Raw genomic sequence first — 21,569 nt, 5'->3', positions numbered from 1 at the left:
TCATCGTACAGTCCTGCGAGGTGGACTTAAATATGTGATAAAATAGAAATAAAAGGGGAGGCGGCTAATGAAGATTTCTGAATTTGAGGTTCGAGGAGCAATTGATGAAGCAACACGTTGTGAGCATTACCATACCAGCAAAGATATTATTGCTATTCGTTTTTATTGCTGCAATCGTTATTTTCCTTGTTATTTATGCCATGAAGCATATGGTTGTGGCAAGAAGGAAGTTTGGCCACAAGAAAAATTCGATGAAAAGGCTATTCTCTGTGGAAGCTGCAAAACAGAGCTGACAGTTAACCAATATATAAACTGTGACAACACATGTCCAAACTGTCAAGCGTCATTCAACAGTGGCTGTTCGCTTCACTACCATTTGTATTTCGAAAAATTCCATCCGTCTTGTTTGTCGGGGAATAATGGTTAGAAAAAAGAGGCTATACAAACCGTGTGAACGGTCTCATAGCCTCTTTTATGATTAGTTTGCTCGCGAATGAACGCGCTCACCTTGGACCCAGACCTCACGAATGTTCTCTGGTCGAGTGAGGTACATGATTTTTTGGAAAATATCATACAAATCTTCATTAGCATTAAAAATCGGCAGTTTTGCAGATGGAAGCTTCGTATCGATAATTTGTACATCCCATGCATAATTTTCCTCGATTCTGCCAACTGGTAAGCTTAAGCTTTCTCCTCCGCCAGCAGTGGCGAAATAAAATGCTTCATTAATCGTAATCCGTGAATCTGGAACCCCGCGTTTATTTGCTGGAAGGGCAGTATCTACACCATCCTCCAGCATCCTTGACGAAACAACCGCTTGTCTTGCATTATCATAAATACTTGGTATTGAACCAGCAGAAATATCCGTACCTAATCCAATATCAATTCCTTTCTCGTGAAAGCGTGCAATCGGAATAACACCATTTGCAAAGTATGCATTGGATAGTGGACAATGGCCGATCGCAGTACCTGTTTTAGCAAATAATTCGGCGTCCTCATCCTCCAGAAAGTTACAGTGTGCCATCACCGATTTATCACGTAAAAGACCAAAATCATGTAATGCAAAGGCATCGTTTTTCTCGAAACGATCCCGTACATAATGGTGTTCCCAATCACTTTCGCTGCAATGTGATTGAATATGTGTATCATATTTTGCTGCTAATTCGCCTAGGCCCTTTAATGCATCATCGGTACAGCTCGGAATAAACCGGGGAGTTACAACAGGATAAACCCCTTGTTTTGTTGACTTAGCTAAGTCTTTTACAGCTAAAATAAATTCCTCCGTATCGGCTAATGCGGTTTGCGTATCCTGATCCCTATAGTAATCAGGATTTTGGGCAGGATCGTCCATGACAACTTTACCGACTAGACCACGTTGGCCTTTTTCAGAACAAATTTTAGCGAGCAGCAAACTAGCTTCCTTATGCACGGTTGCAAAATAAAGGGCAGTCGTTGTACCATTTGCAAGGAATGTGCTGACCAAATCTTCATAGACGTCCTTCGCATAATCTAAATCGGAAAACTTGGACTCTACGGGGAAGGTGTATGTATTTAACCAATCATAAAGCGGCAAATCAAGCGCTGTTCCTGACTGTGCCCATTGTGGGGCATGGACATGTAAATCAACAAAACCTGGAAGTAAATATTGACCATCAGCTAACCGATGGAAATTCTCTGCTCCTTCATAAGTGTTAAGCAGCTTTTCATAATCTGAATCTGTTGGTGCAACCATTCTTTCAATCATTCCATCCTCATTAATGCAAAAAAGATAGTCTGCCAGCTGCTCCACTTCTTTCGCTGATTTACTTGTAAAAGCTGTACCATGAAATATATGCGTATATTTTTCCATTTTATCACCTTAATGTTCGTATTTTGAAATTATATCTGTCATTATAAAGGATAAAAATAACTTCGTCTATGGAATTTCACTTTACTTTTTAAAGATGCAAAAATCCTAGTTATTCTATAGTTAGCGTATTTGTCTAAATTATTGGAAGGTTATTTTTTATTTAAGAGGTCTTGTATTTGGCCAAATGGGTGCTATACTATAAACATTCTAAAAAAATATGTATTGTATTTTCATATAATCGTAGGGATATGGCCTACAAGTTTCTACCGGTTTACCGTAAATAAACTGACTATGAGAAGCAATCGTGAATAGACATTCATTGAAACTCACTTTATTAGTGTTCAATGCATAAAAATATGGTTTGTTTGAAGTATTGTCTTTTCACGGTATTTCGATATCTAAAGCTCGAAGTACATTGCCTTCTCCATAGTGAAGGTAATGTACTTCGGGCTTTTTTTATTCTATGTTTCCGTTATATGAGAAGCACTACAGTAATTTAAAAAATCTAGTGAACAGCTAGACGAGGGGAGTAAAGAGCTTGGAGAGTGCTGTGAGAGAATTAGAGCCGAAAGTAGCAAAGAATGAGCAAGCTGGAAAGAAAAAGGATATTTCAGTAGGAAAATCTATTTTTGTAGGATTACAGCATGTATTAGCAATGGATTTATTTATACCGCCAATTATTTTAGCCGGGCTACTGTCCTTTTCTGTTGCTGATAGTGCCTTGTTAATTCAGATGACATTTATTGCTTGCGGAATTGCAACGATTATTCAGGCTGGATTTGCGATGAAGCTGCCTGTAATGCAGGGACCATCGTTTGTTCCACTTAGTGCACTTGCGGCAATTGGAACAACGTCTGGAATAGGAGCAATGATTGGCAGTTTAATACCTGGTGCATTGTTAATCGCGCTATTAGGCTATCCATTTAAGTTTTTTAGTAGAGTAGTGAAGAGATTTATACCGCCAATTGTTGCAGGTACCGTTATTGTTGTTGTTGGTTTTTCGTTAATGCCGACGGCAATCAGCTCGATCTATGGTGCTGAAGGCAGCTTTAACACAAATATATTGATTGCATTTATTACAGCAGCTGTATTGATTTCCTCCATGTATGTCGGTGAAAAGGCTACAACAAAATGGAAACATATTAAAGTTGCATCTGTTATTTTAGCGTTAGGGTCAGGTACAATTGCTGCATCTTTCTTTGGAATGGTAGACTTCTCTTCTGTACGTGATGCTGCTTGGTTTGCTATGCCCAGTATTTTTGCATTAGGAACACCAACCTTTGAAATGGATGCAGTTTTAATTATGATTGCTATCTATTTTATTATCATGATAGAAACAACGGGAACGTGGTTCACTGTAGGTAATGTTACGGAAGAAAAGCTGGATCATAAACGATTAAACGGAGGAGCTTTTGGTGAAGGGCTTGGCTGTTTTGCTGGTTCCTTCTTTGGTGGTACACCAGTTACAGGCTATTCCACGAATGCAGGAATTATTGCTATCACTGGTGTGAAGAGCCGCAAACCAATAATCTCAGGTGGCATTTTTCTGCTTATGTTTGGGATGATGCCAAAACTTATGACCATAATTGCTAGTATCCCGCCAGTAGTTATAAGCAGCGTATTCGCTATTATTTGTGTTGTCATTATGATGAATGGATTTAAAGTCGTCAAGCAAGCACCGTTTACGGAACGGAATATGCTTGTAATCGGCATCCCAATCATGCTTGCACTATTTGCGGTGCTTATGCCAGTAGATATTTTATATACTCTTCCAAGTATTATTACTTATTTCGTTTCCTCTGGAATTGCTATTGGAGCAGTAGCTGCATTAATTCTTAATTTGGTGCTTCCAGAGAAAAAAGAAGATACTGGATTACAAGCGGAAGTAGACGTGAATTAGATTAAAAGTCTTTTGAAAAAAGAGAAACAATTTATTTGGCAGATATGAAAGTACTTAAACTTTCCCATCTGTATATGTGTAACTAAGGCATTCTTATTTAGGCTGGCAAACAGCACTTTTATGATTTTGTTGACGAATGTCAAGTGTACGAATAAAAGGGGAGCTTATCGATATGCAACAAGATAGATTATGGAATCAATGGCATCCGGTTTATAAGGCGGGTGCATTAAAGGAAGATCCTGAACAAGTTTTTGTTTTAGGTGAACGGGTAGTAATTTTCCGGAATGAAAAAGGGGTACATGCATTTAAAGATTTATGTATCCACCGTGGAGCAGCACTTTCATTAGGAAAAGTAAAGAATGGAAACCTTGTTTGCGCTTATCATGCTTGGGAGTACAATGAAACCGGTGAGTGTGTGAAGATACCAGCATTGCCATGTGAAAGGCCTATCCCTAAGAAAGCTAGAGCAACGGTTTATCACGCTCAGGAAGCATTTGGTTTAATCTGGGTCAATTTAGGTGATGAACCAGAATCGATGATTTCTTATCCAGAATATGATGAAGCAGGTTATCGTACGGCGATTTGCGGACCATATGATGTAAAGGCAAATGCACCAAGAATAATTGAAAATTTCTTGGATGTTTCGCACTTGATGTTTGTGCACGAAGGAATGCTTGGGGACGAAGATCATGCTGAAATTGTAGATTATGAAGTTGATTTTATCGATAATCGTTTTATTACGAGCAAAATACCTGTGTATCAACCGAATCCAGATGGACGCTCTAAAGGCGGCTATGCAGATTACGTCTATGAAATTCTAAGTCCAACGATAGCAAGATTTACAAAAACAACTGAAGGCTCAGACGAAGCATTGACGATACTAGCTGCTGTAAATCAAGAGGACAGCGAACAGACAAAGGTATTTATGCTGCTAACGAGGAATTATGATCTTAATAAGCCAGATGATTCATTTATTGAATTCCAGGATACAATTTTTTATCAAGACTTAGATGTTGTTGAAAGTCAAAAACCAGAGCTTCTGCCTTTGGATTTACAAGCGGAAATGCATCTTAAATCAGATGCGCTGACGATCGCATATCGCAGATGGCTGGATGAGCTTGGGGTGGAAACTGGAACATTGCCAATAGATGAATCGAAGCGGAATAAACGGAAGAAAGTATTGAACTAGAATATAGCGCTTTTGCAGAAATCGGATATCTGCATGGCGCTTTTTTATTTGTGCAGAGTTAACGTTTTCCACGAATTCATTTCTAGAGCCTTTTTCTTTATGCGATGGAAGAATTTGTTGATCAGTCCGTTTAATATCGCCTGCTGCCATATGTTACGTTGAAAAGCAAGGGCATAATATAGCGGGGTTGAATTTAGAATAAGTACAACATTGAAAAACAAAGCAATGTGCTACTGTGATAAATGAGTAGACACATTGCTTTGTGATCATCTTACGTTTTCTAAAACATTTGCTTCTTTTAGTTCTAATGATTGAACAAATTTGCCAATTCGCTGCATTGCAATCTCGAGCTGTTCAATGGATGCAGCATAGGAACAGCGAATATAGCCTTCACCAGATGCTCCGAAAGCATTACCTGGTACAACAGCAACCTTTTCTTCTTGAAGAAGGAGAGCGGCAAATTCTTCAGAGGTAAGTCCTGTCTTCTGGATGGATGGGAAAACATAGAATGCTCCGCCTGGTGTATGACAATCTAACCCAATTTTACGAAGCGATTGAACCATGAAATTTCTTCTCCTCCAGTAATTTTGTCTCATTTTCTCAACGTGATCTGTGCTGTTGCGCAATGCCTCCAATGCCCCAAGCTGAAGCATCGTTGGTGCACACATCGTCGTGAATTGGTAAATTTTCACCATCACTTGAATAAATTCCCGCGGCGCAGCTAGAAAGCCTAAACGCCATCCAGTCATTGCAAAACCTTTCGAAAATCCATTAACGACAATGGTACGATCATACATGCCAGGAATTGCAGCAAAGCTAGTGAACTCTTCATCATAAGATAACTCAGCATAAATTTCATCTGTAACCACAAGCAGGTCGTGTTTTTTCACAACTTGAGCAATTTCGGAAAGTTCTTCTTTGTTAAGACAGGAGCCTGTTGGGTTACTTGGCGAGCATAATAGAATTGCCTTTGTTCGATTTGTTATAGCTGATTCGAGCTGCTCAGGAGTTACTTTAAAGTCGTTTTCCGCATATGTTGCAATACGAATGGGAACACCACCAGCTAATGTAACAAGTGCTGTATAGGATACGAAGGCAGGTTCAATAATAAGCACTTCATCTCCCGGATTCAAAATCGCCCGGAATGCTAGATCAAGGGATTGACTGGCGCCAACTGTGACGATGATTTGATTCTCTGGCTGATAATTAATGTGAAAGCTTCTGTTCAAATAATTAGATATTTGTTCGCGTAATTCAAGTAATCCAGCATTTGCCGTATAAGATGTATGTCCATCCTTTAATGCTTCTATTGCAGCTTCCCGAATATTCCACGGTGTCACAAAATCCGGTTCGCCAACACCAAGTGAAATAACATCGTCCATACTTGCTGCTAAGTCAAAGAATTTCCGTATGCCAGATGGTTCTAATCCTTTTGCGGTAGTAGATAAATAATTTTGAAAATCTATACTCATGGGGTAATCACCATTCTCCGATCTTTGTCATCATTTCCTTCAATTATCACGCCATCATGCTTGTATTTCTTGAGCATAAAGTGGCTTGTAGTCGATACAACATTTTCAATTGTAGCTAATTTATTGGATACAAATGCTGCAATCTCATTCATCGTTTTGCCTTCAACAGTTACAGATAAATCATATGTACCGGACATCAGATAAAGCGATTGAACTTCCGGATAACGGTAAATCTGTTCAGCTACTTCATTAAATCCAACGCTTCGTTCGGGTGTTACTTTAACATCAATCATCGCTACAATTGATTCCTTGCCCTCTATTTTATTCCAATCAATAAGTGTCGGGTAACTAACAATAATGTTTTCATCTTCAAGTTTTTTTATAATCATTTGTGCTTTTTCTTCACTTATTCCAAGTTGGAATGCAATGGATTCTGTTGATACTTTATGGTTTTCATCAAGTATTGATAAAATATTTAATTCCTCGTTTGTCAGTTTCATTCCAATCCGCCTTCCATTGCTATTAATTTGTAACCTGATAAAACATAGCAATGATAAAATTATATCATTTTTGTACTGTAATCAAAACTAAAATTTGTGCTTTTTTAATTCTAAATGGATAAAAACGTATTTTAAATCTTTTAGCAGTTTAGGGTTACTGATATTATAAATGAATGTGATTATGTAAGGGAGTTTTTTATCATAAGCGTTGAAACGAATGTTTAAGGGGGTAGGATAAAATTCTTCAAAAATTGAAAAGAAGCGATAACTCTTCTTTTACGAGATTATCGCTTCCTTTATTAATCTTCTTCTAAAATCTGATCGAATGCCTCGGATACTTTGTCAAATTCTTCATCACTTTCAATAGCTGATAATTCATTATCTGTATCAATTTTGAGGAAGAATATATCAATGTCTTCTTCACTATCCTCTTGCAAATCTTCTAAAAAGCTTACTGCTATATAGTCTATATTTTCCAATGTAACCTTTCCGAGCACTTCTACTTCCTGATCTGCATCTGTTTCGTCACTAATTGTAAAAACTTCACCAACTTCAATTTTATCCATAGGATAACCTCCGCTTCTTTATCTCGAAATGATTTGGTAAACATCTCTCCTTATTTTTACTTTATTTGGGAATAGAATGCAAATTATACTCTGTTCTATTTTATATTTGCTGATTGAGAGCAATAATTGATTCGAGAGAAAATTTCTATTCTTCTAATTCAAAGCTACATGACAATCTGTCTGCTTTTCTAAGCAATGGAATCTTTTAATTTTGCCTCAAGTGTCAGGATAATCTCCATGTATCAAAATTATCCCTCCATTAAAAAATACCCTTCCAATCAGAAGGGAAGGGTATTTGCCGCATTTATAATGTTGCAGGTTCATTTAATGCATTTTCCAAGGACACATAATCATATCCAAGGTCCCGAGCGACAGCTTCATAAGTCACTTTTCCATTCATGACATTCACACCAGTACCAATTGCTGGGTTATCCAGGATAGCTCTGGCAATGCCTTTAGCACCAATTTGTGCTGCATATGGTACGGTTACATTGGTTAAGCCAACTGTTGCAGTACGTGGGACAGCACCAGGGATGTTTGCAACTGCATAATGCAGTACATCATGCTTAATATAGATTGGCTCATCATGTGTTGTCGGATGATCGACGGTTTCGAAGTTCCCGCCCTGGTCAATTGCAACATCAACAATTACAGATCCTGCCTGCATGGATTTCACCATTTCTTCACTAACAAGCTTTGGAGCCTTTGCTCCTGGAATTAAAACAGAACCAATTACTAAGTCAGATGTCTTCACTGCTTCTGCGATGTTGTAAGGGTTAGACATTAAAGTTTGTATGCTTGAACCAAAAATATCATCAAGTTCACGAAGACGGGTTGGATTCAAGTCTATTATTGTTACTTCAGCTCCAAGACCGAGTGCAATTCGAGCGGCATTTGTTCCTACGACACCACCACCAATGATTGTAACTTTTCCACGGTTCACACCTGGAATTCCACTTAGAAGAACTCCTTTACCACCTTTTGATTTCTCAAGGTACTGTGCTCCGATTTGTGTTGCCATACGGCCAGCAACTTCACTCATTGGAGTAAGCAGTGGCAATGTACGGTTAACCGTAATTGTTTCATATGCAATAGCGGTTACTTTATTGTCAACTAACGCTTTAGTCAATTCTGGCTCAGCTGCTAAGTGAAGGTACGTAAATAAAATCAATCCTTCACGGAAATATTGATATTCAGATGGGAGTGGTTCTTTTACTTTCATAATCATTTCGGATTTTGCCCAAATGTCCGAAGCGCTTTCAATGATTGCAGCACCAGCTTCAATATACTCTTCATTTGAAAAGCTGCTTCCTAATCCAGCGTCCTTTTCAATAATGACTGTTTGACCTGCCTTTACTAAATTCACTACCCCCGCAGGTGTCATTGCAACGCGGTTTTCGTTATTTTTAATCTCTTTGAGTACCCCTATAATCATGTTTACCCTCTCCTCATAAGCTATTTATAATTAGATGATAACGCTTTCTTTGTGTTTTTTCTTCATTAAAAAAAATGAAAAAAAGAAGGGGGCTTTGTGTATTTGCACAAATCACCCTTCTTCCATGGTTTCCATTATAAAATCGAGATAAACTGCAGTTTTTTGATTAGGATCCTTTAAATCCAGCATAGCGACTTCACGGATTCGTTTTAGTCGGTAATTCATTGTATTGGGGTGAATAAATAGTTCCTTTGCAGTTTGATAAACATTACAATCACAATTTAAATAAGCCTGTAAAGAGTCTGTAAGAGAAGTGTTGTGTTTTTTATCGTATAAACGTAATTTTTCAATGTATTTATTTTGCCTGTGATGCATTTTACGAATTGCAAACAATTCTTCTATAAATTGATAAACCCCGAGATCATCATATAAAAAGATACGAGATAGTTCTTTTGGATATTTTTCTTTTAGTTTTAATACGTTTATTGCTTCTTTATAACTTTCATTTACCTGCTTTATATCATCCTCATGTAGGGATCCAGCTGAGGCGCGGACATTTTTTAATGCAAGCTGGTTGCTGATTTTTTCAGTGAATTGCTTTATAAATTCCCGTATCAGGTTCGGAGCCTCATCTTTTTTCCGATAATGTCGAACGAGGATAATGAATTCATTGTCATCAAATAGACGAAAGAGTGATTTAACTTGTAATTGTGTTTCTGCCAAATAATATGCATACTTTTCGATTTGCTCCGTTATTTGGTCATCGAATTGTATGATAATAACTGCGAGTTCCCCGTCTAATTGAACATTTAGCTGTTTTGCCTGCTGGATTACTTTCTCTTTGTCCTTGATTTGCCCCGTAAGCAATTGCCAAAAGAGGTTATTATAACTTTCTTCTGATTTTTTATTTCGTTTTGAGTGCTTTAAAAAGAATTTTCGAACCTGTTCAGCGACTTCTTGAAGGAGTTCGAGTTCTTCCTTGCTTAACTTTTTTTCTCCAGTATGTGCCCAAATAAAACCTAGGATTTCATTTTTTTGCCGTATAGAAATAGCTACACGATTTCCCAGCCCGATTTCTTTAATTTTCGGGATGACGACAGCATTATCACAATCAATAAGTTTAGACATAACACCTTTTTTCCAGAGCTCGCTGATAACTTTATCAGGTACTTTGCGATTCATAATTGTACCGATCCGCGCTTCGTCAATGTTTTCTTTATGCTTGCTGTAGGATACTACATGGTGGTTAGAGTCTTCTATTGTAATAGGGCACTCGAAAATTTCGCCAATCCAGTCAGCCAGCTGATCTGCTGAGTCAAATTCTTTGTTCAATCTGTTTTTAAAACGTTCTAGATGCTTAAATTTATCCTGCATAAAAAATACCTTCCTCTTCAGTATCTGGCGCTAGGTTATAATAGAAAAGCTAAAAACAATATTAATAACGTTTGAGTAGATACACGAACCTACTTATTCACATTTTAGTATATACACAAATAGATTTCATCTTTTAGCTGTTATAATGTAACTGGAAACATCCAGAGGGGGAGACACAATGAAAAATATACTCAAAATTGGAAGCGCTTTTATCGGAGTTATTGTTGGGGCAGGATTTGCTTCTGGACAAGAAGTATTACAGTATTTTACAAGTTTTGGGGTAATGGGTATCGTTGGTGCAGTTATTGCAAGCGCTTTATTTGCGTATGTTGGGATGGTGCTTGTCTGGTTGGGCAGCCGTTCACAAACAGCATCTCATAAAGAAGTTATTTATAATATAAGCGGTCGATATCTGGGGAAGGCTGTTGACTATATTCTTATTTTTACTTTGTTTGGGGTAGGGGTAGTGATGATTGCTGGTGCAGGGTCAAATCTAAATCAGCAATTTGGTTTACCATATGTTTTTGGGACAACCTTGATGTTGTTGCTTGTAATCTTAACAGGGATGCTGAAAGTTGATCGGATTGTTTCCATTATCGGCAGTATTACACCTTTTCTGGTGCTATTTGTCTTAATCATTTCAGTCTATAGCTTTCTGACATTGGATGGCTCGTTTGCAGCACTTGATAGTCTTGCTAAGGAACAGCCGACTTCATTACCTAACTGGTTTATTTCAGGAATTAACTATGTTTCCTTTAATACAGCAGTAGGGGCATCGATGGCAATTGTGATGGGTGGTGCAGAAGCGAATAAAAAATCGGCTGCAATAGGGGGCTTAGTAGGGGGACTAGGTCTCGGAATTCTGATTCTGCTTAGTCATTTGGCAATTTTCGCTAAGATAGAAGAGGTAGGCAGCTTAGATATGCCGATGCTGGGTATTGTAAATAATTTATCACCAATACTCGGGGTGTTAATGTCAATTGTCATATTTGGAATGATTTATAATACTGCTGTCAGCATGTTTTTCTCATTTGTAGTACGATTTGCGGAAGCGGGAACAAGACGTTATAAACCATTCCTAATAGGAACGATGATTGTTGCATATATTGCAAGCTTTGCAGGGTTCACAGATTTAGTTAGTTATTTTTACCCGTTTATCGGCTATCTTGGCCTTGTGCTTATTGCGGTATTAATTATTACGCCGTTCAGAATGAAAAGGACTGATAAAGAAAACGATCAGCAATTAGCTAACGAAAAACAGAGGGGACTAGGATAAAGGGTGTTAAAATCTGTTAATAATTTCAAAAGAAATAAACCCTACAGGACAAATTCCTGTAGGGTTTATTTTAGTTTTCTTCAATTTTTTTACGGTTTTTCTTAAATAGCTTGGATAGTAATTCGTAAACAAGCGGTACAACAAGTAAAGTAAGTAATGTTGAGCTTGCTAGACCACCGATTACCGTAATACCAAGACCTTTCGAAATTAAACCGCCACCGCCATTACCAAATGCTAACGGAAGTAATGCGCCCATTGTTGCTAGAGCGGTCATTAATATTGGGCGAAGTCGTGTTGCCCCAGCTTCGAGAATTGCTTCACGCAGTCCCATACCATCTCGTTCCATGTGGATGATTCGATCAACTAGCACAATTGCGTTTGTTACTACAATACCAATTAACATGAGGAGACCCATCATAACGGAAACGGAAATGGTTTCTCCGGCAATAAGCAGTCCAACGAACGAACCAATAATTGCAAATGGAAGGGAGAACAGAATTGCAAATGGTGCAAGTCCTTCACCGAACGTGACAACTAAGACGAAGTATACGATTGCGATTGCAGCAAGCATTGCAACACCTAGCTGAGTAAATGTTTCTTCCATATCTGCTGCAACACCATCAACGCCCATGGATACGCCTTTTGGTAAGTCAAGCACTTCAATTGCTGCATCAACATCAGCTGTTGCTTTTGAAATATCATCTTCTACAATTGTTCCAGTAACAGTAGCGTAGTACTCATTGTTACTGCGTGATAGTGTATTCATCGTTGTTCCTTCTTCAACCGTTACAAGCTCGGAAAGCGGAATTGTTGTTCCAGGCTCCATTTGCAATGGTACTGGAATTTCCAGCATTTCCTCGATGGATTGCGGGTCAAAAGTTTGCTCTTGCTGTACAATAACATCAAGTGTCTCGCCGTCTTTTTCTACTGTTGTGATGACATCCTTTGTTGATGATGTATTAAGCATCATAACAATTTGACCAGTTGTTAAACCATATTGGAGCAGATCTTGCTGATCTACTTTCAATACATGTTCAATATACGCATCCTCTGCACTTGATGAAACATCGTCAATTCCATCAATTTTACTAACTTCTTCTTCTACCATGTGAACAGCTTCGTTTAAATTATCTAAATCCTCGCTATAGAATGTATAGCTTACTTCATTCGTAGCCATTCCCATTGAAGAGAAGTCCTGGCTTTTCCATTCACCTGATTGGTCGATATTTGTGACATATTCTAAGATCTCATCCCGTGCTTGTGGAAAGTCTTCCATATCTGGGTCGAAGATTAAGTACATTAATGCGCCGCCAGCTCCGCCGCCCATCATAGCTGCATTTGGATCTGCAGTGTCTGAATCATTTACAGAAAGCTGAACAATATCGATATCTTCATGTGTTAATAATTCGTCTTCAACCTCTGTAATGTTTTCAAGTGTATCATCCATTAATTCGCCAGCTTCAGGAGTATACGTTAGGTACATTACTTTTTCTTCTTCGCTGCCTAAGAAACTGAAGCCGATTAAAGGCGTTAACAGCAAGCTACCGACTAATAATACAATTGATAGGATGGACATAATCACTTTATGATTTAGTGTCCAGTCGAGAACCTTTTTATAGCCTCTTGCAAGCTTCCCTTGCTCCTTATGCTGGCTTTCTGCTTTTTCACCATATAATTTTTTCTTGAATAAGAAATGTGAAAGTGCAGGTACAATTGTAATCGCAACGATTAAGGAAGCAAGAAGCGCAAATGTCATTGTTAATGCGAAAGGCATAAACAATTCACCAACCATACCGCCAACAAAAATGAGTGGAGCAAATACAGCAACTGTAACGATAGTTGAAGATAGAATTGGTTTAAACATTTCTATTGTTGCCTCGCGGACCAGAGCTCTTCCAGAAAGCTTTTCTTCTTTTAGGTGGATCCTCCGATAAATATTTTCTACTACAACGATGGAGTCATCAATTACCCGGCCAATTGCCACGGTAACCGCACCTAGCGTCATAATATTTAAAGTAATATCCATCCAGTTTAACAGAAGCAATGCCATAAAGATGGATACTGGAATCGAAATAATGGAAATAATCGTTGATTTAAAGTCACGTAAGAAAAGTAATATAATCAGAACAGCAATTAAACCGCCGAACAACGCTTTTTCAATCATCGTATTGACGGAATCCTGAATTGGCTGACCTTGGTCAAGAGATACATCAATAATTAATCCTTCATTAGCTTTTACTTCTTCTTCAACTAAGTCCTTTACTTCATTTACTACGTCGACCGTATTATCCTGTTGTCCTTTGACAATTTGGATTGCTATTGCATTCTCGCCATTTGTACGGGATACAGACTCTACTTTACCAACAGTCTCGATTGTTGCAATGTCTCCTAGTTCTACAAATGGAGCAGGATTTGCTTCTGTTGGTGTCACAGGGATAAGCATACCTTTAAGCTCATCTTCTGTCATGAACTTTCCATCTACTGCTACAGCCTGCTCACCTTCTTCAAATTCATAAAGTCCTAAAGAAACGGCCATATCACTAGCTTGTATCATTTCCTCAACCGTATCTTCAGTGATATCAAGCTCTGCCATCAATTCCTGATCATATGTCAGTTCAACCTCTTCAATGTGTTGCCCTGTGATGGTCGCAGATGCAACACCATCAAGTTTTTCGATTTTGGGTAGTAAAATATCGTTAACGGTTGATGTCAGTTCTACAATATCTTCTGAAGAACTACTGACACTTAATGCTACAACCGGCATCATGTTCATGCTGATTGATGAGATAATTGGTTCCTGTGCATCATCTGGCAATTTGACATTATCCAGTGCTGATTGCAGTTCACGTTTTTTCTCATCCATATCAATACCGTAATCATATTCGACTTGAATATTTGCGATATTAGATGATGAATTGGAATAAACGGCCTTAATGTCTTCAAGCCCGTTAATTGCTTTTTCAATTGGTATGGAAACTTCATCCATAACCTGTTCTGGAGTTGCACCTGGAAATACATCCATCACCATGAGGTATGGAATATTAATATCCGGAATCATCTCCGTTTTCATTCGCGTCCCTGAATAAATACCTGATGCAGTAATAATAATAGTCAGCAGCCATACTGCCAGTTTATTTTTCAGGACAAAATTTACAATACCTTTCACCTTTACACCTGCCCTTATTTGACTTATGATACTACGTTATTTATAATAATGACTACTTGGTCAATTGTCAATGTCAGAAGCGGGAAAGGAAGTGGAAAATGTGGCAAAAAAACAACTAATTATGGATAAGGCACTGGAGCTTTTTGCAAAACAAGGTTTTAATGCAACTTCGATTCAGCAAATAACCGATCATTGCGGAATTTCAAAAGGAGCTTTTTATTTATCGTTTAAGTCAAAAGATGCACTGATTCTAGCTATAATTGACCACTTTATGATGAAATATGTATCAAGCATTGACTACTTGGTCAGAAGTGAAGATGATAAGGATAGATTATTATATGAATTTTACCACCTATGTTTTGACTCGTATTATGAGCACTCTGAATTCGCGAAAATTTTCATTCAAGAACAGGCACATTCATTAAATGATGAATTGATAATAAAAATGCGTTATTATAGCCAGTTAATTGAGGAATCCATTCTATATATGGTTGAGAAAATATACGGATATGAAGTAGAACGAATGAAGTATGATCTCGTATATTGTATTCAAGGTTTCATGAAAACTTATTCAGAACTTTTTTTCTTCCTTAATTTACAAGTTGATTTAGATACACTTTGCAAATCACTTGTTGAAAAGACGAATTTATTAGCTGCTTATACAACAATTCCTTTTTTGACTAAAGATTTCGTTCAATTAATGAAAAAACCATTAAATGAAGAAATAACGACAGAAGAAATGTTGATGCTGATGGACCGTGCGTTAGAGGAAGTTGAAGGGGAAATTGAAAGAGAATCACTGACTTTATTGAAGAAAGAGCTACGAAAACCAAGCTTAAGCAGGGCATTAATAAGTGGACTGCTGGAAAATATCCGTCATCATGCAGAATGTCAAGCTATCTATTTTAAACTGAGACACCACTTCAGCTTTGAATAATGGCAGTTTGAGAAACTACTTATTGGTATGTGATAAGTAGTTTTTTCTATGGATACAAAGAAATAAAAACAGTCAGCCCTCGTTCTGTGGTAAAATTATAATTTGACTTGAGTTTTTACAGCTAGGAGATTACGCAAAATGGAGATGAACAATTATTACTATCATTTTTTGGAACAGATGAATAAAGAGCTGGCATTTGTTGCTAGAGAACTTGAAAATAGTATATTTGCCAGCCCGCGGACAATGCTCACACATGCAAGGGTTTTTGTAGAAACAATCTTGCAGCTCGTAATGAAAGTGGAAGGGCTGCCTTCTAGAATGAGCCTAACACTGATCGAGAGAATTGATACGCTAAATGATAATGGATACATAACCAGAGAGGTTCGGGATGCTTTACATTCTGTGCGAATGTTAGGCAATCAGGCTGCACATGATACACGGAAATTCCGTTATTCGGAGGCGCTGGAATCATGGGAAGCTGTTTATGAGATTGTAAGATGGTATGTGGAGACATATGGTCCGATTGAATTTGTATTTCCAGAATACCAGGATCCAGCAACTCTGGGAAAAGAACACTATGATATTTCAGAAATAGAATTTCGTTTAGGTGCATTGGAGGAATTGTTAAATGCTTCGGTAGGGAAGCATGATAAAAAATTTGAAACTGATGATAAAAGGAAATCAGCTGCAGAAAAAACTTCTAACCCATTACCACCAGGATTTACTGAGATTCGAAAGCTTATATATAAAAATAGAGAGCTGGAAATTCCGCACTTTTTGCGAGATGCATTCCTTTTGCCACAGCGTTTTGACCGTTCAGAGATGTACTTAATCCGGCTGGGAGCTGAGCAGCAGGCGCGGATTATGAGTGAGCTCCCAAATAACTTAGAAGGATTATCGGCACATGTAAAGCGCTATAGCGCTAAAAATGAAGAAATACTTTTTGATGAATTGAAAATGTTTATAGAAGAAGAGAAGCAGCGAAGAAAAATTACGCTTGAACGTCCTGGAGAATTATTTTTCTTTTTTAAAGCAGAGTACCTTATTGTAACAGAAGAATTGGCAAAAGTATCTCTTGATGAGGATATCTTTTCTGGCTTCCCAAGCTTACTGAAGCAGCTGCGTGCAGATCAAATAGAAAGAGTTGGGCAGCTGCCGAAAGAATTAGTTATTTTAGCTAAGTATGACAATGCGGGAATTGGAACAATTAAAAGTTTATTTGAACAAATGAAGCAAATACAAGCAAGCAGCACTTCCATTCATATAAATTGAAGCGATGGAGCAGCATTAATAACCGGGAGGAACACCCCTGGTTATTAATGCTTTCATTATTTGTCAAGTTTGAAAGTTAGAGTTCACAAATTAGAAATAAATGTTTGACAAAAGTGTGAACGTGGTAAATAATAGTAAGTAAGGGAGGTCGTTTCAAATGAAAACACATGCGGCAATTTTGAATCTAATAAAATATATTTGTGGTACGTTGGTTTTCCTTGGAATTGGCATTTTTTCTTATGGGGTATATGTAAGCGATTACCAAGGGCTGGTTGGTATTGGTGTGGGTACAATTATGAGTGCAGCGTTTATTTGGATAATGGGTACATTTCTTGTTGCGACAGAGGAAATGGTCAACAAGCATGGTGAGGGGAAGAGAACCCTTTTATAAAATGAATTAAATTTAATAATAAAAAAAGCGAGCGTCCTGTGACGCTCGCTTTTTTGGTATTTACATATCCCATACCATTGCCAGTAATGAACCAAATATGGTCACTAATGCAATCAAGGCACTGTAGTATAGGGTAGTGAAGATTGTTCGTTTATCATCGCTCTCGCCGGCATGCATAAACATGACGAATTGCACCGTTGCTTGAATAAAAGCAGTTACGAGCAGAATAGTCATACCTGCTTTAAATGACATATCCATGAAGTAAACACTAAGTGCAACAACAGTTAGCAGCAATGAGAAAACAAAGCCATTGACTTGTTTTATTGGAAATAGTTCCTTCATGTTACATCATTCCTTTCAAGTAGATGAAGCTGAAAATGAAAATCCACATAACATCAAGAAAGTGCCAATATAGAGAGAAAATAAAAGATTTATTGGTCGTTTCTAATGTCAGGCCACGCTTTTTAATTTGCAAGAGAATAGCAATTCCCCAGAACAAACCAAAGGTTACGTGGGCACCGTGTGTTCCAAGTGTTGTTAATAGAATGCCGGTAAAGCCACTAGTTTGCAGTGTTGCTCCTACATGGTAATAGTGAACAAATTCATAAATCTCAACGCTAAGGAATGTTGCGCCAAGAAGTAAGGTTACAGCTAAGAAGCCTAACATTGCTTTTGGGCGATTTAAACGCATAGCGTTAATTGCAAGACCGATTGTAAAACTACTTGTTAATAGTACAACCGTTTCAATTAAAACAGGTGTTATTTCAAAGATTTCTGCACCACTAGGTCCATTTCCAAATCTGTTTTCATAAATGAAAAACGAGGTAAATAGTGTTGCAAAAAGCATGATTTCAGCGCCTAGGAAAACCCAGAAGCCTAAGATATTCATTTCATTTTTGTGTGTTCCGTATTCAAGAGGTTGCGAGTGATCTATCTTCATTTCTTAGCACCTCCAAATTTCTCTTCTGTTTCTTTAACTTCTTCTTCAGAAATATAACGCCCTTGATCATTTTCAAATGAGCTATACATCATGCATCCGAAGAATGCAATGGCTGCGATAATAACGGCTGGCCAAATACTAAACACAAACGAGAATCCAAATACAAAGAGGATACCAGCCATTATAATTGGTATACCACTATTATTAGGCATGTGGATTTTACTAATTTTTTCTTTAAATAAAGTATGGGTCTTTTTCTTATGATCCCAGAATGCTTGGCTTGAGTTTACTTCAGGTGTAATTGCAAAGTTGTACTCAGGTACTGGGTTATGTGTCGCCCATTCTAATGAACGACCATTCCATGGATCATCTCCAACATTTCTAGGTGAGTTTTTAATACTATAGAAAATATTGTAAGCGATCAGGATGAATGCAATTGCCATTAAACCTGCTCCAACAAATGAAACCATGTTCAACGGACCAAAACCTGTAGCTTCCGAGTAAGTGTACATACGACGAGCTTGCCCGTCTAAACCAGTGATGTACATTGGGAAGAATGCTAACACAAAGCCGACAACGTTAAACCAGAAAGCCCATTTCCCGATTCGTTCGTTCAGGATAAAACCGAACATTTTTGGCCACCAATACGTTAATCCAGCTAGCATTGCGTAAACAACACCAGGAATAATTGTATTGTGGAAGTGTGCAACTAAGAACATTGTGTTGTGATATTGATAGTCAGCACTAGCCATTGCAAGCATTACACCAGTTACGCCCCCAACTGTGAAAAGTGGAATGAAGGCTACTGAATAAAGCATTGGGACGGTAAACCTTATTTTACCTTTCCACATCGTCAGGAGCCAGTTAAATATCTTAATCCCGGTTGGTATGGCAATTGCCATCGTTGTAATCGAGAAGATACTATTTGTTAATGCGCCCTGTCCCATTGTAAAGAAATGGTGTACCCATACAAAGAATGAGAGCAGGGAAATTAACACCATGGATGCAACCATTGATTTATATCCATATAAGTTCCGTTGTGAGAAGGTCGAAATAATCTCACTGTAAATACCGAATGCTGGAAGGATCAAAATGTAAACCTCTGGATGTCCCCAAACCCAGAACAGGTTTGCCCAGTACATATCCATTCCGCCATTGCCTGTCGCAAAGAATGAAGTTCCAAATTGACGGTCTAGCGTTCCCATTAAAAGTGCTACTGTTAAAACTGGGAAAGCAAACACAATAATTACGTTTGTGATGAGGGCTGACCATGTAAATAGTGGCATTTTCATTAATTTCATGCCAGGAGCTCTCATTTTGAAAATCGTTACGATAAAGTTAATACCTGTCATCAATGTTCCAAGACCAGAAATCTGCAGTGCCCACATGTAATAGTTTACGCCAACAGATTGACTGAACTCATTACCCGCCAGTGGGAAGTAGTTGGTCCATCCTGCGTCAGGGGAGCCACCAATAACAAATGAAATATTAAATAGCATTGCTCCTGCAAAGAATAACCAGAAGCTAAGTGCGTTTAGTCTCGGAAATGCAACGTCACGAGCACCGATTTGCAGTGGTACGATGTAGTTCATTAATCCGATAACGAACGGCATCGCCATAAAGAAGATCATTACAACTCCGTGTGTTGTAAAAACCTCATTATAATGTTGAGCGTTTAAGAATTCCATTTCAGGACTGGAAAGCTGTATACGCATCATGATAGCATCTGCGCCACCACGGAATAGCATTAGTAAAGCGGAAATTAAATACATTATACCGATTCGTTTATGGTCAGTCGTTGTTAACCATTCGTTCCATAAATAGCCCCATTTTTTAAAGTAAGTTAATCCGGCAAAGATTGCGATGGAAACAAGAACAATTGCTACCATGGATGCATAAATCATTGGATCTGGATGGGGGATAGCGAATCTTTCAAAAAATTCCATGTTTGTTACTCCTTTCGAGAAGTTCAAATACATTTAGATTATTAATCTAGCTGTTCTATTCGTAGTCTTTCAAGTTAATGATGATCATGCTCTGATTCATCATGTTGATCATGCTCATCATCAGATGACCCATGATTATGTCCACCATGTTCACCTTCAGGTGCTGGTGCAAATTCAAGATGTGTTCCTGTGAAAGAAAGCTGACCTAGATGCCCAGGTTCTAACAATTCATTGAATACATCTTCTGTTAATGGATCAGCGGTAGCCTGAATATCTTCTACCCAAGTATCGAATTCATCTTGTGGCATTGCTTTAACGTTAAACGTATTTTCAGCAAAACCTTCACCACTGAAGTTAGCATTTCTGCCCATGAATTCTCCAGATGATTCAGCCGCTAAGTTAATCGTTGTTACCATGTCAGCCATCGCGTATTTTTGTCCGGCTAACTGCGGTATCCAAAAGCTTGTAATTGGACCGTGTGAGTATAGCTTGAACTGGACGGAACGGTCTGTTGGGATAAATACATAATTGACTGTTTCAATATCTTCTTCTGGATAGCTGAAATGCCATTTCCAGTTTGATGAAGAAGCGTATATTACCAACGGCTCTTGATCTTCATATCCTTCTGGCACTGTTTCAACTTGGTAGGTTGATACAACAGAGACAATGGATAGGAAGATGACAATTAAAATTGGTATACCAACAATAATTCCTTCGACAATCGGATTCCCCTCAATATGCGGTGGTTCATAATCATCATCCTGTTTTGATGCGCGGTATTTTACAAGGATAACGATAAGTAATACGAGTACGGCAATAACAATGAACGACATTGTAAAGATGGATATCCATATAACATCAGCGGTAGTTTCAGCTTGTGGTCCCTTTGGATCTAAAACTAATAAAGGCTCACAACCTGTTAACACTGTGGCTATAGTGAAAATGAATGTTAGTAAGGTCCATTTAAGTTTCATGTATATACCCCTTTCTGTTAATAATCTGTTTTTTTGCGCAATATAAAGGTAAACACAAATATCGTCCTATATAATAGTACGCAATTGCTTAAAATACAAGAGTATGAGAAATGCTTCACAAAATGTTCATGAAGATTTGTAGATTTAGTGGAGAAAGGTAACTTCTGGATACAAAGGCACAAAAAATAGTTGCTTTTAACACAAAAATGTGCTTTTTATTTTTGTTTTATGCAAGTGAGAAAAATTCTTATATTTAATGATGAAAAGGCTTTTCAAATTTTACAGTATTTTTATGCTAGACTCATAGTCTATTAAAAATCGAATGAATTATGAAAAGACTCATAAACTTGATAAAGACAATAAAAAAATTATTTGTAATATG

General features: G+C 37.9%; 18 protein-coding genes and 1 riboswitch. Of the genes, 7 read left to right on the top strand and 11 right to left on the bottom strand.

Going from position 1 to position 21,569, the window contains the following annotated elements; genetic code table 11:
* Nucleotides 1-67: 67 nt before the first annotated feature.
* Nucleotides 68-427 (top strand): CHY zinc finger protein, encoded by a 360-nt coding sequence (locus tag NSQ77_RS01770; protein WP_339228501.1) that lies wholly within the window; start codon nucleotides 68-70, stop codon nucleotides 425-427.
* Between the two features lie 51 nt (nucleotides 428-478).
* Here the strand turns inward: NSQ77_RS01770 and guaD are convergent, their stop codons facing one another.
* Entirely contained in the window at nucleotides 479-1,849 is a 1,371-nt protein-coding gene (gene guaD / locus NSQ77_RS01765) for a guanine deaminase (RefSeq protein WP_339228500.1), read from the bottom strand.
* Between the two features lie 210 nt (nucleotides 1,850-2,059).
* Nucleotides 2,060-2,161: riboswitch (purine riboswitch) on the top strand.
* Between the two features lie 226 nt (nucleotides 2,162-2,387).
* Here guaD and NSQ77_RS01760 point away from each other — a divergent pair.
* Both NSQ77_RS01760 and NSQ77_RS01755 read left to right on the top strand, forming a co-directional pair.
* Nucleotides 2,388-3,749 (top strand): nucleobase:cation symporter-2 family protein, encoded by a 1,362-nt coding sequence (locus NSQ77_RS01760; RefSeq protein WP_339228499.1) that lies wholly within the window; start codon nucleotides 2,388-2,390, stop codon nucleotides 3,747-3,749.
* Between the two features lie 172 nt (nucleotides 3,750-3,921).
* Nucleotides 3,922-4,938, top strand: coding sequence for an aromatic ring-hydroxylating dioxygenase subunit alpha (locus NSQ77_RS01755; protein ID WP_339228498.1), 1,017 nt, complete (start codon nucleotides 3,922-3,924; stop codon nucleotides 4,936-4,938).
* A gap of 266 nt (nucleotides 4,939-5,204) precedes the next feature.
* On the opposite strand, the gene NSQ77_RS01750 is transcribed toward NSQ77_RS01755, so the two are convergent.
* The 5 genes from NSQ77_RS01750 to NSQ77_RS01730 all read right to left on the bottom strand — a co-directional run bounded on the left by NSQ77_RS01750 (nucleotide 5,205) and on the right by NSQ77_RS01730 (nucleotide 10,285).
* Nucleotides 5,205-6,410 (bottom strand): aminotransferase, encoded by a 1,206-nt coding sequence (locus NSQ77_RS01750; RefSeq protein ID WP_339228497.1) that lies wholly within the window; start codon nucleotides 6,408-6,410, stop codon nucleotides 5,205-5,207.
* Nucleotides 6,407-6,910, bottom strand: coding sequence for an Lrp/AsnC family transcriptional regulator (locus NSQ77_RS01745; protein WP_339228496.1), 504 nt, complete (start codon nucleotides 6,908-6,910; stop codon nucleotides 6,407-6,409). Before NSQ77_RS01745 ends, NSQ77_RS01750 begins: the two co-directional genes overlap by 4 nt.
* Nucleotides 6,911-7,209: 299 nt before the next feature.
* Nucleotides 7,210-7,476, bottom strand: a complete 267-nt coding sequence (locus NSQ77_RS01740; RefSeq protein ID WP_339228495.1) for a DUF1292 domain-containing protein — start codon at nucleotides 7,474-7,476, stop codon at nucleotides 7,210-7,212.
* Between the two features lie 304 nt (nucleotides 7,477-7,780).
* Nucleotides 7,781-8,911 (bottom strand): alanine dehydrogenase, encoded by a 1,131-nt coding sequence (ald, locus tag NSQ77_RS01735; protein ID WP_339228494.1) that lies wholly within the window; start codon nucleotides 8,909-8,911, stop codon nucleotides 7,781-7,783.
* A 111-nt stretch (nucleotides 8,912-9,022) separates the two neighbouring features.
* Entirely contained in the window at nucleotides 9,023-10,285 is a 1,263-nt protein-coding gene (locus tag NSQ77_RS01730; RefSeq protein WP_339228493.1) for a helix-turn-helix domain-containing protein, read from the bottom strand.
* A 178-nt stretch (nucleotides 10,286-10,463) separates the two neighbouring features.
* On the opposite strand from NSQ77_RS01730, the gene NSQ77_RS01725 reads away from it, so the two are divergent.
* The gene (locus NSQ77_RS01725) at nucleotides 10,464-11,561 is read left to right on the top strand and encodes a hypothetical protein (protein WP_339228491.1); all 1,098 of its coding nucleotides are present in this window, start codon (nucleotides 10,464-10,466) and stop codon (nucleotides 11,559-11,561) included.
* 70 nt (nucleotides 11,562-11,631) lie between these two features.
* Here the strand turns inward: NSQ77_RS01725 and NSQ77_RS01720 are convergent, their stop codons facing one another.
* Entirely contained in the window at nucleotides 11,632-14,727 is a 3,096-nt protein-coding gene (locus tag NSQ77_RS01720) for an efflux RND transporter permease subunit (protein ID WP_339228489.1), read from the bottom strand.
* 100 nt (nucleotides 14,728-14,827) lie between these two features.
* Between NSQ77_RS01720 and NSQ77_RS01715 the strand changes: the two genes are divergently transcribed.
* The 3 genes from NSQ77_RS01715 (at nucleotide 14,828) to NSQ77_RS01705 (ending at nucleotide 17,327) form a co-directional block, all read left to right on the top strand.
* Nucleotides 14,828-15,664, top strand: coding sequence for a TetR/AcrR family transcriptional regulator (locus tag NSQ77_RS01715; protein ID WP_339228487.1), 837 nt, complete (start codon nucleotides 14,828-14,830; stop codon nucleotides 15,662-15,664).
* 138 nt (nucleotides 15,665-15,802) lie between these two features.
* Entirely contained in the window at nucleotides 15,803-16,936 is a 1,134-nt protein-coding gene (locus NSQ77_RS01710; RefSeq protein WP_339228485.1) for a DUF4145 domain-containing protein, read from the top strand.
* Nucleotides 16,937-17,093: 157 nt separating this feature from the next.
* On the top strand, nucleotides 17,094-17,327 hold the full coding sequence (locus NSQ77_RS01705) for a hypothetical protein (protein ID WP_339228483.1): 234 nt from the start codon (nucleotides 17,094-17,096) through the stop codon (nucleotides 17,325-17,327).
* A 60-nt stretch (nucleotides 17,328-17,387) separates the two neighbouring features.
* Here the strand turns inward: NSQ77_RS01705 and qoxD are convergent, their stop codons facing one another.
* The 4 genes from qoxD to qoxA all read right to left on the bottom strand — a co-directional run bounded on the left by qoxD (nucleotide 17,388) and on the right by qoxA (nucleotide 21,187).
* Entirely contained in the window at nucleotides 17,388-17,669 is a 282-nt protein-coding gene (gene qoxD / locus NSQ77_RS01700; protein ID WP_339228482.1) for a cytochrome aa3 quinol oxidase subunit IV, read from the bottom strand.
* 1 nt (nucleotide 17,670) lies between these two features.
* Nucleotides 17,671-18,267: a cytochrome (ubi)quinol oxidase subunit III gene (locus NSQ77_RS01695; RefSeq protein WP_339228481.1), complete on the bottom strand. Its 597-nt coding sequence runs from the start codon at nucleotides 18,265-18,267 to the stop codon at nucleotides 17,671-17,673.
* Nucleotides 18,264-20,213, bottom strand: a complete 1,950-nt coding sequence (gene qoxB / locus NSQ77_RS01690) for a cytochrome aa3 quinol oxidase subunit I (protein WP_339228480.1) — start codon at nucleotides 20,211-20,213, stop codon at nucleotides 18,264-18,266. Before qoxB ends, NSQ77_RS01695 begins: the two co-directional genes overlap by 4 nt.
* Before the next feature lie 74 nt (nucleotides 20,214-20,287).
* The gene (qoxA, locus tag NSQ77_RS01685; protein WP_339228479.1) at nucleotides 20,288-21,187 is read right to left on the bottom strand and encodes a cytochrome aa3 quinol oxidase subunit II; all 900 of its coding nucleotides are present in this window, start codon (nucleotides 21,185-21,187) and stop codon (nucleotides 20,288-20,290) included.
* Nucleotides 21,188-21,569 lie beyond the last annotated feature (382 nt).

Origin of the sequence: Oceanobacillus sp. FSL K6-2867, from assembly GCF_037963145.1 — a bacterium.
Classification (GTDB): domain Bacteria; phylum Bacillota; class Bacilli; order Bacillales; family Amphibacillaceae; genus Oceanobacillus.
The sequence above is the reverse complement of the archived record's forward strand: the minus strand, read 5'-3'. Positions and strand labels throughout refer to the sequence as shown.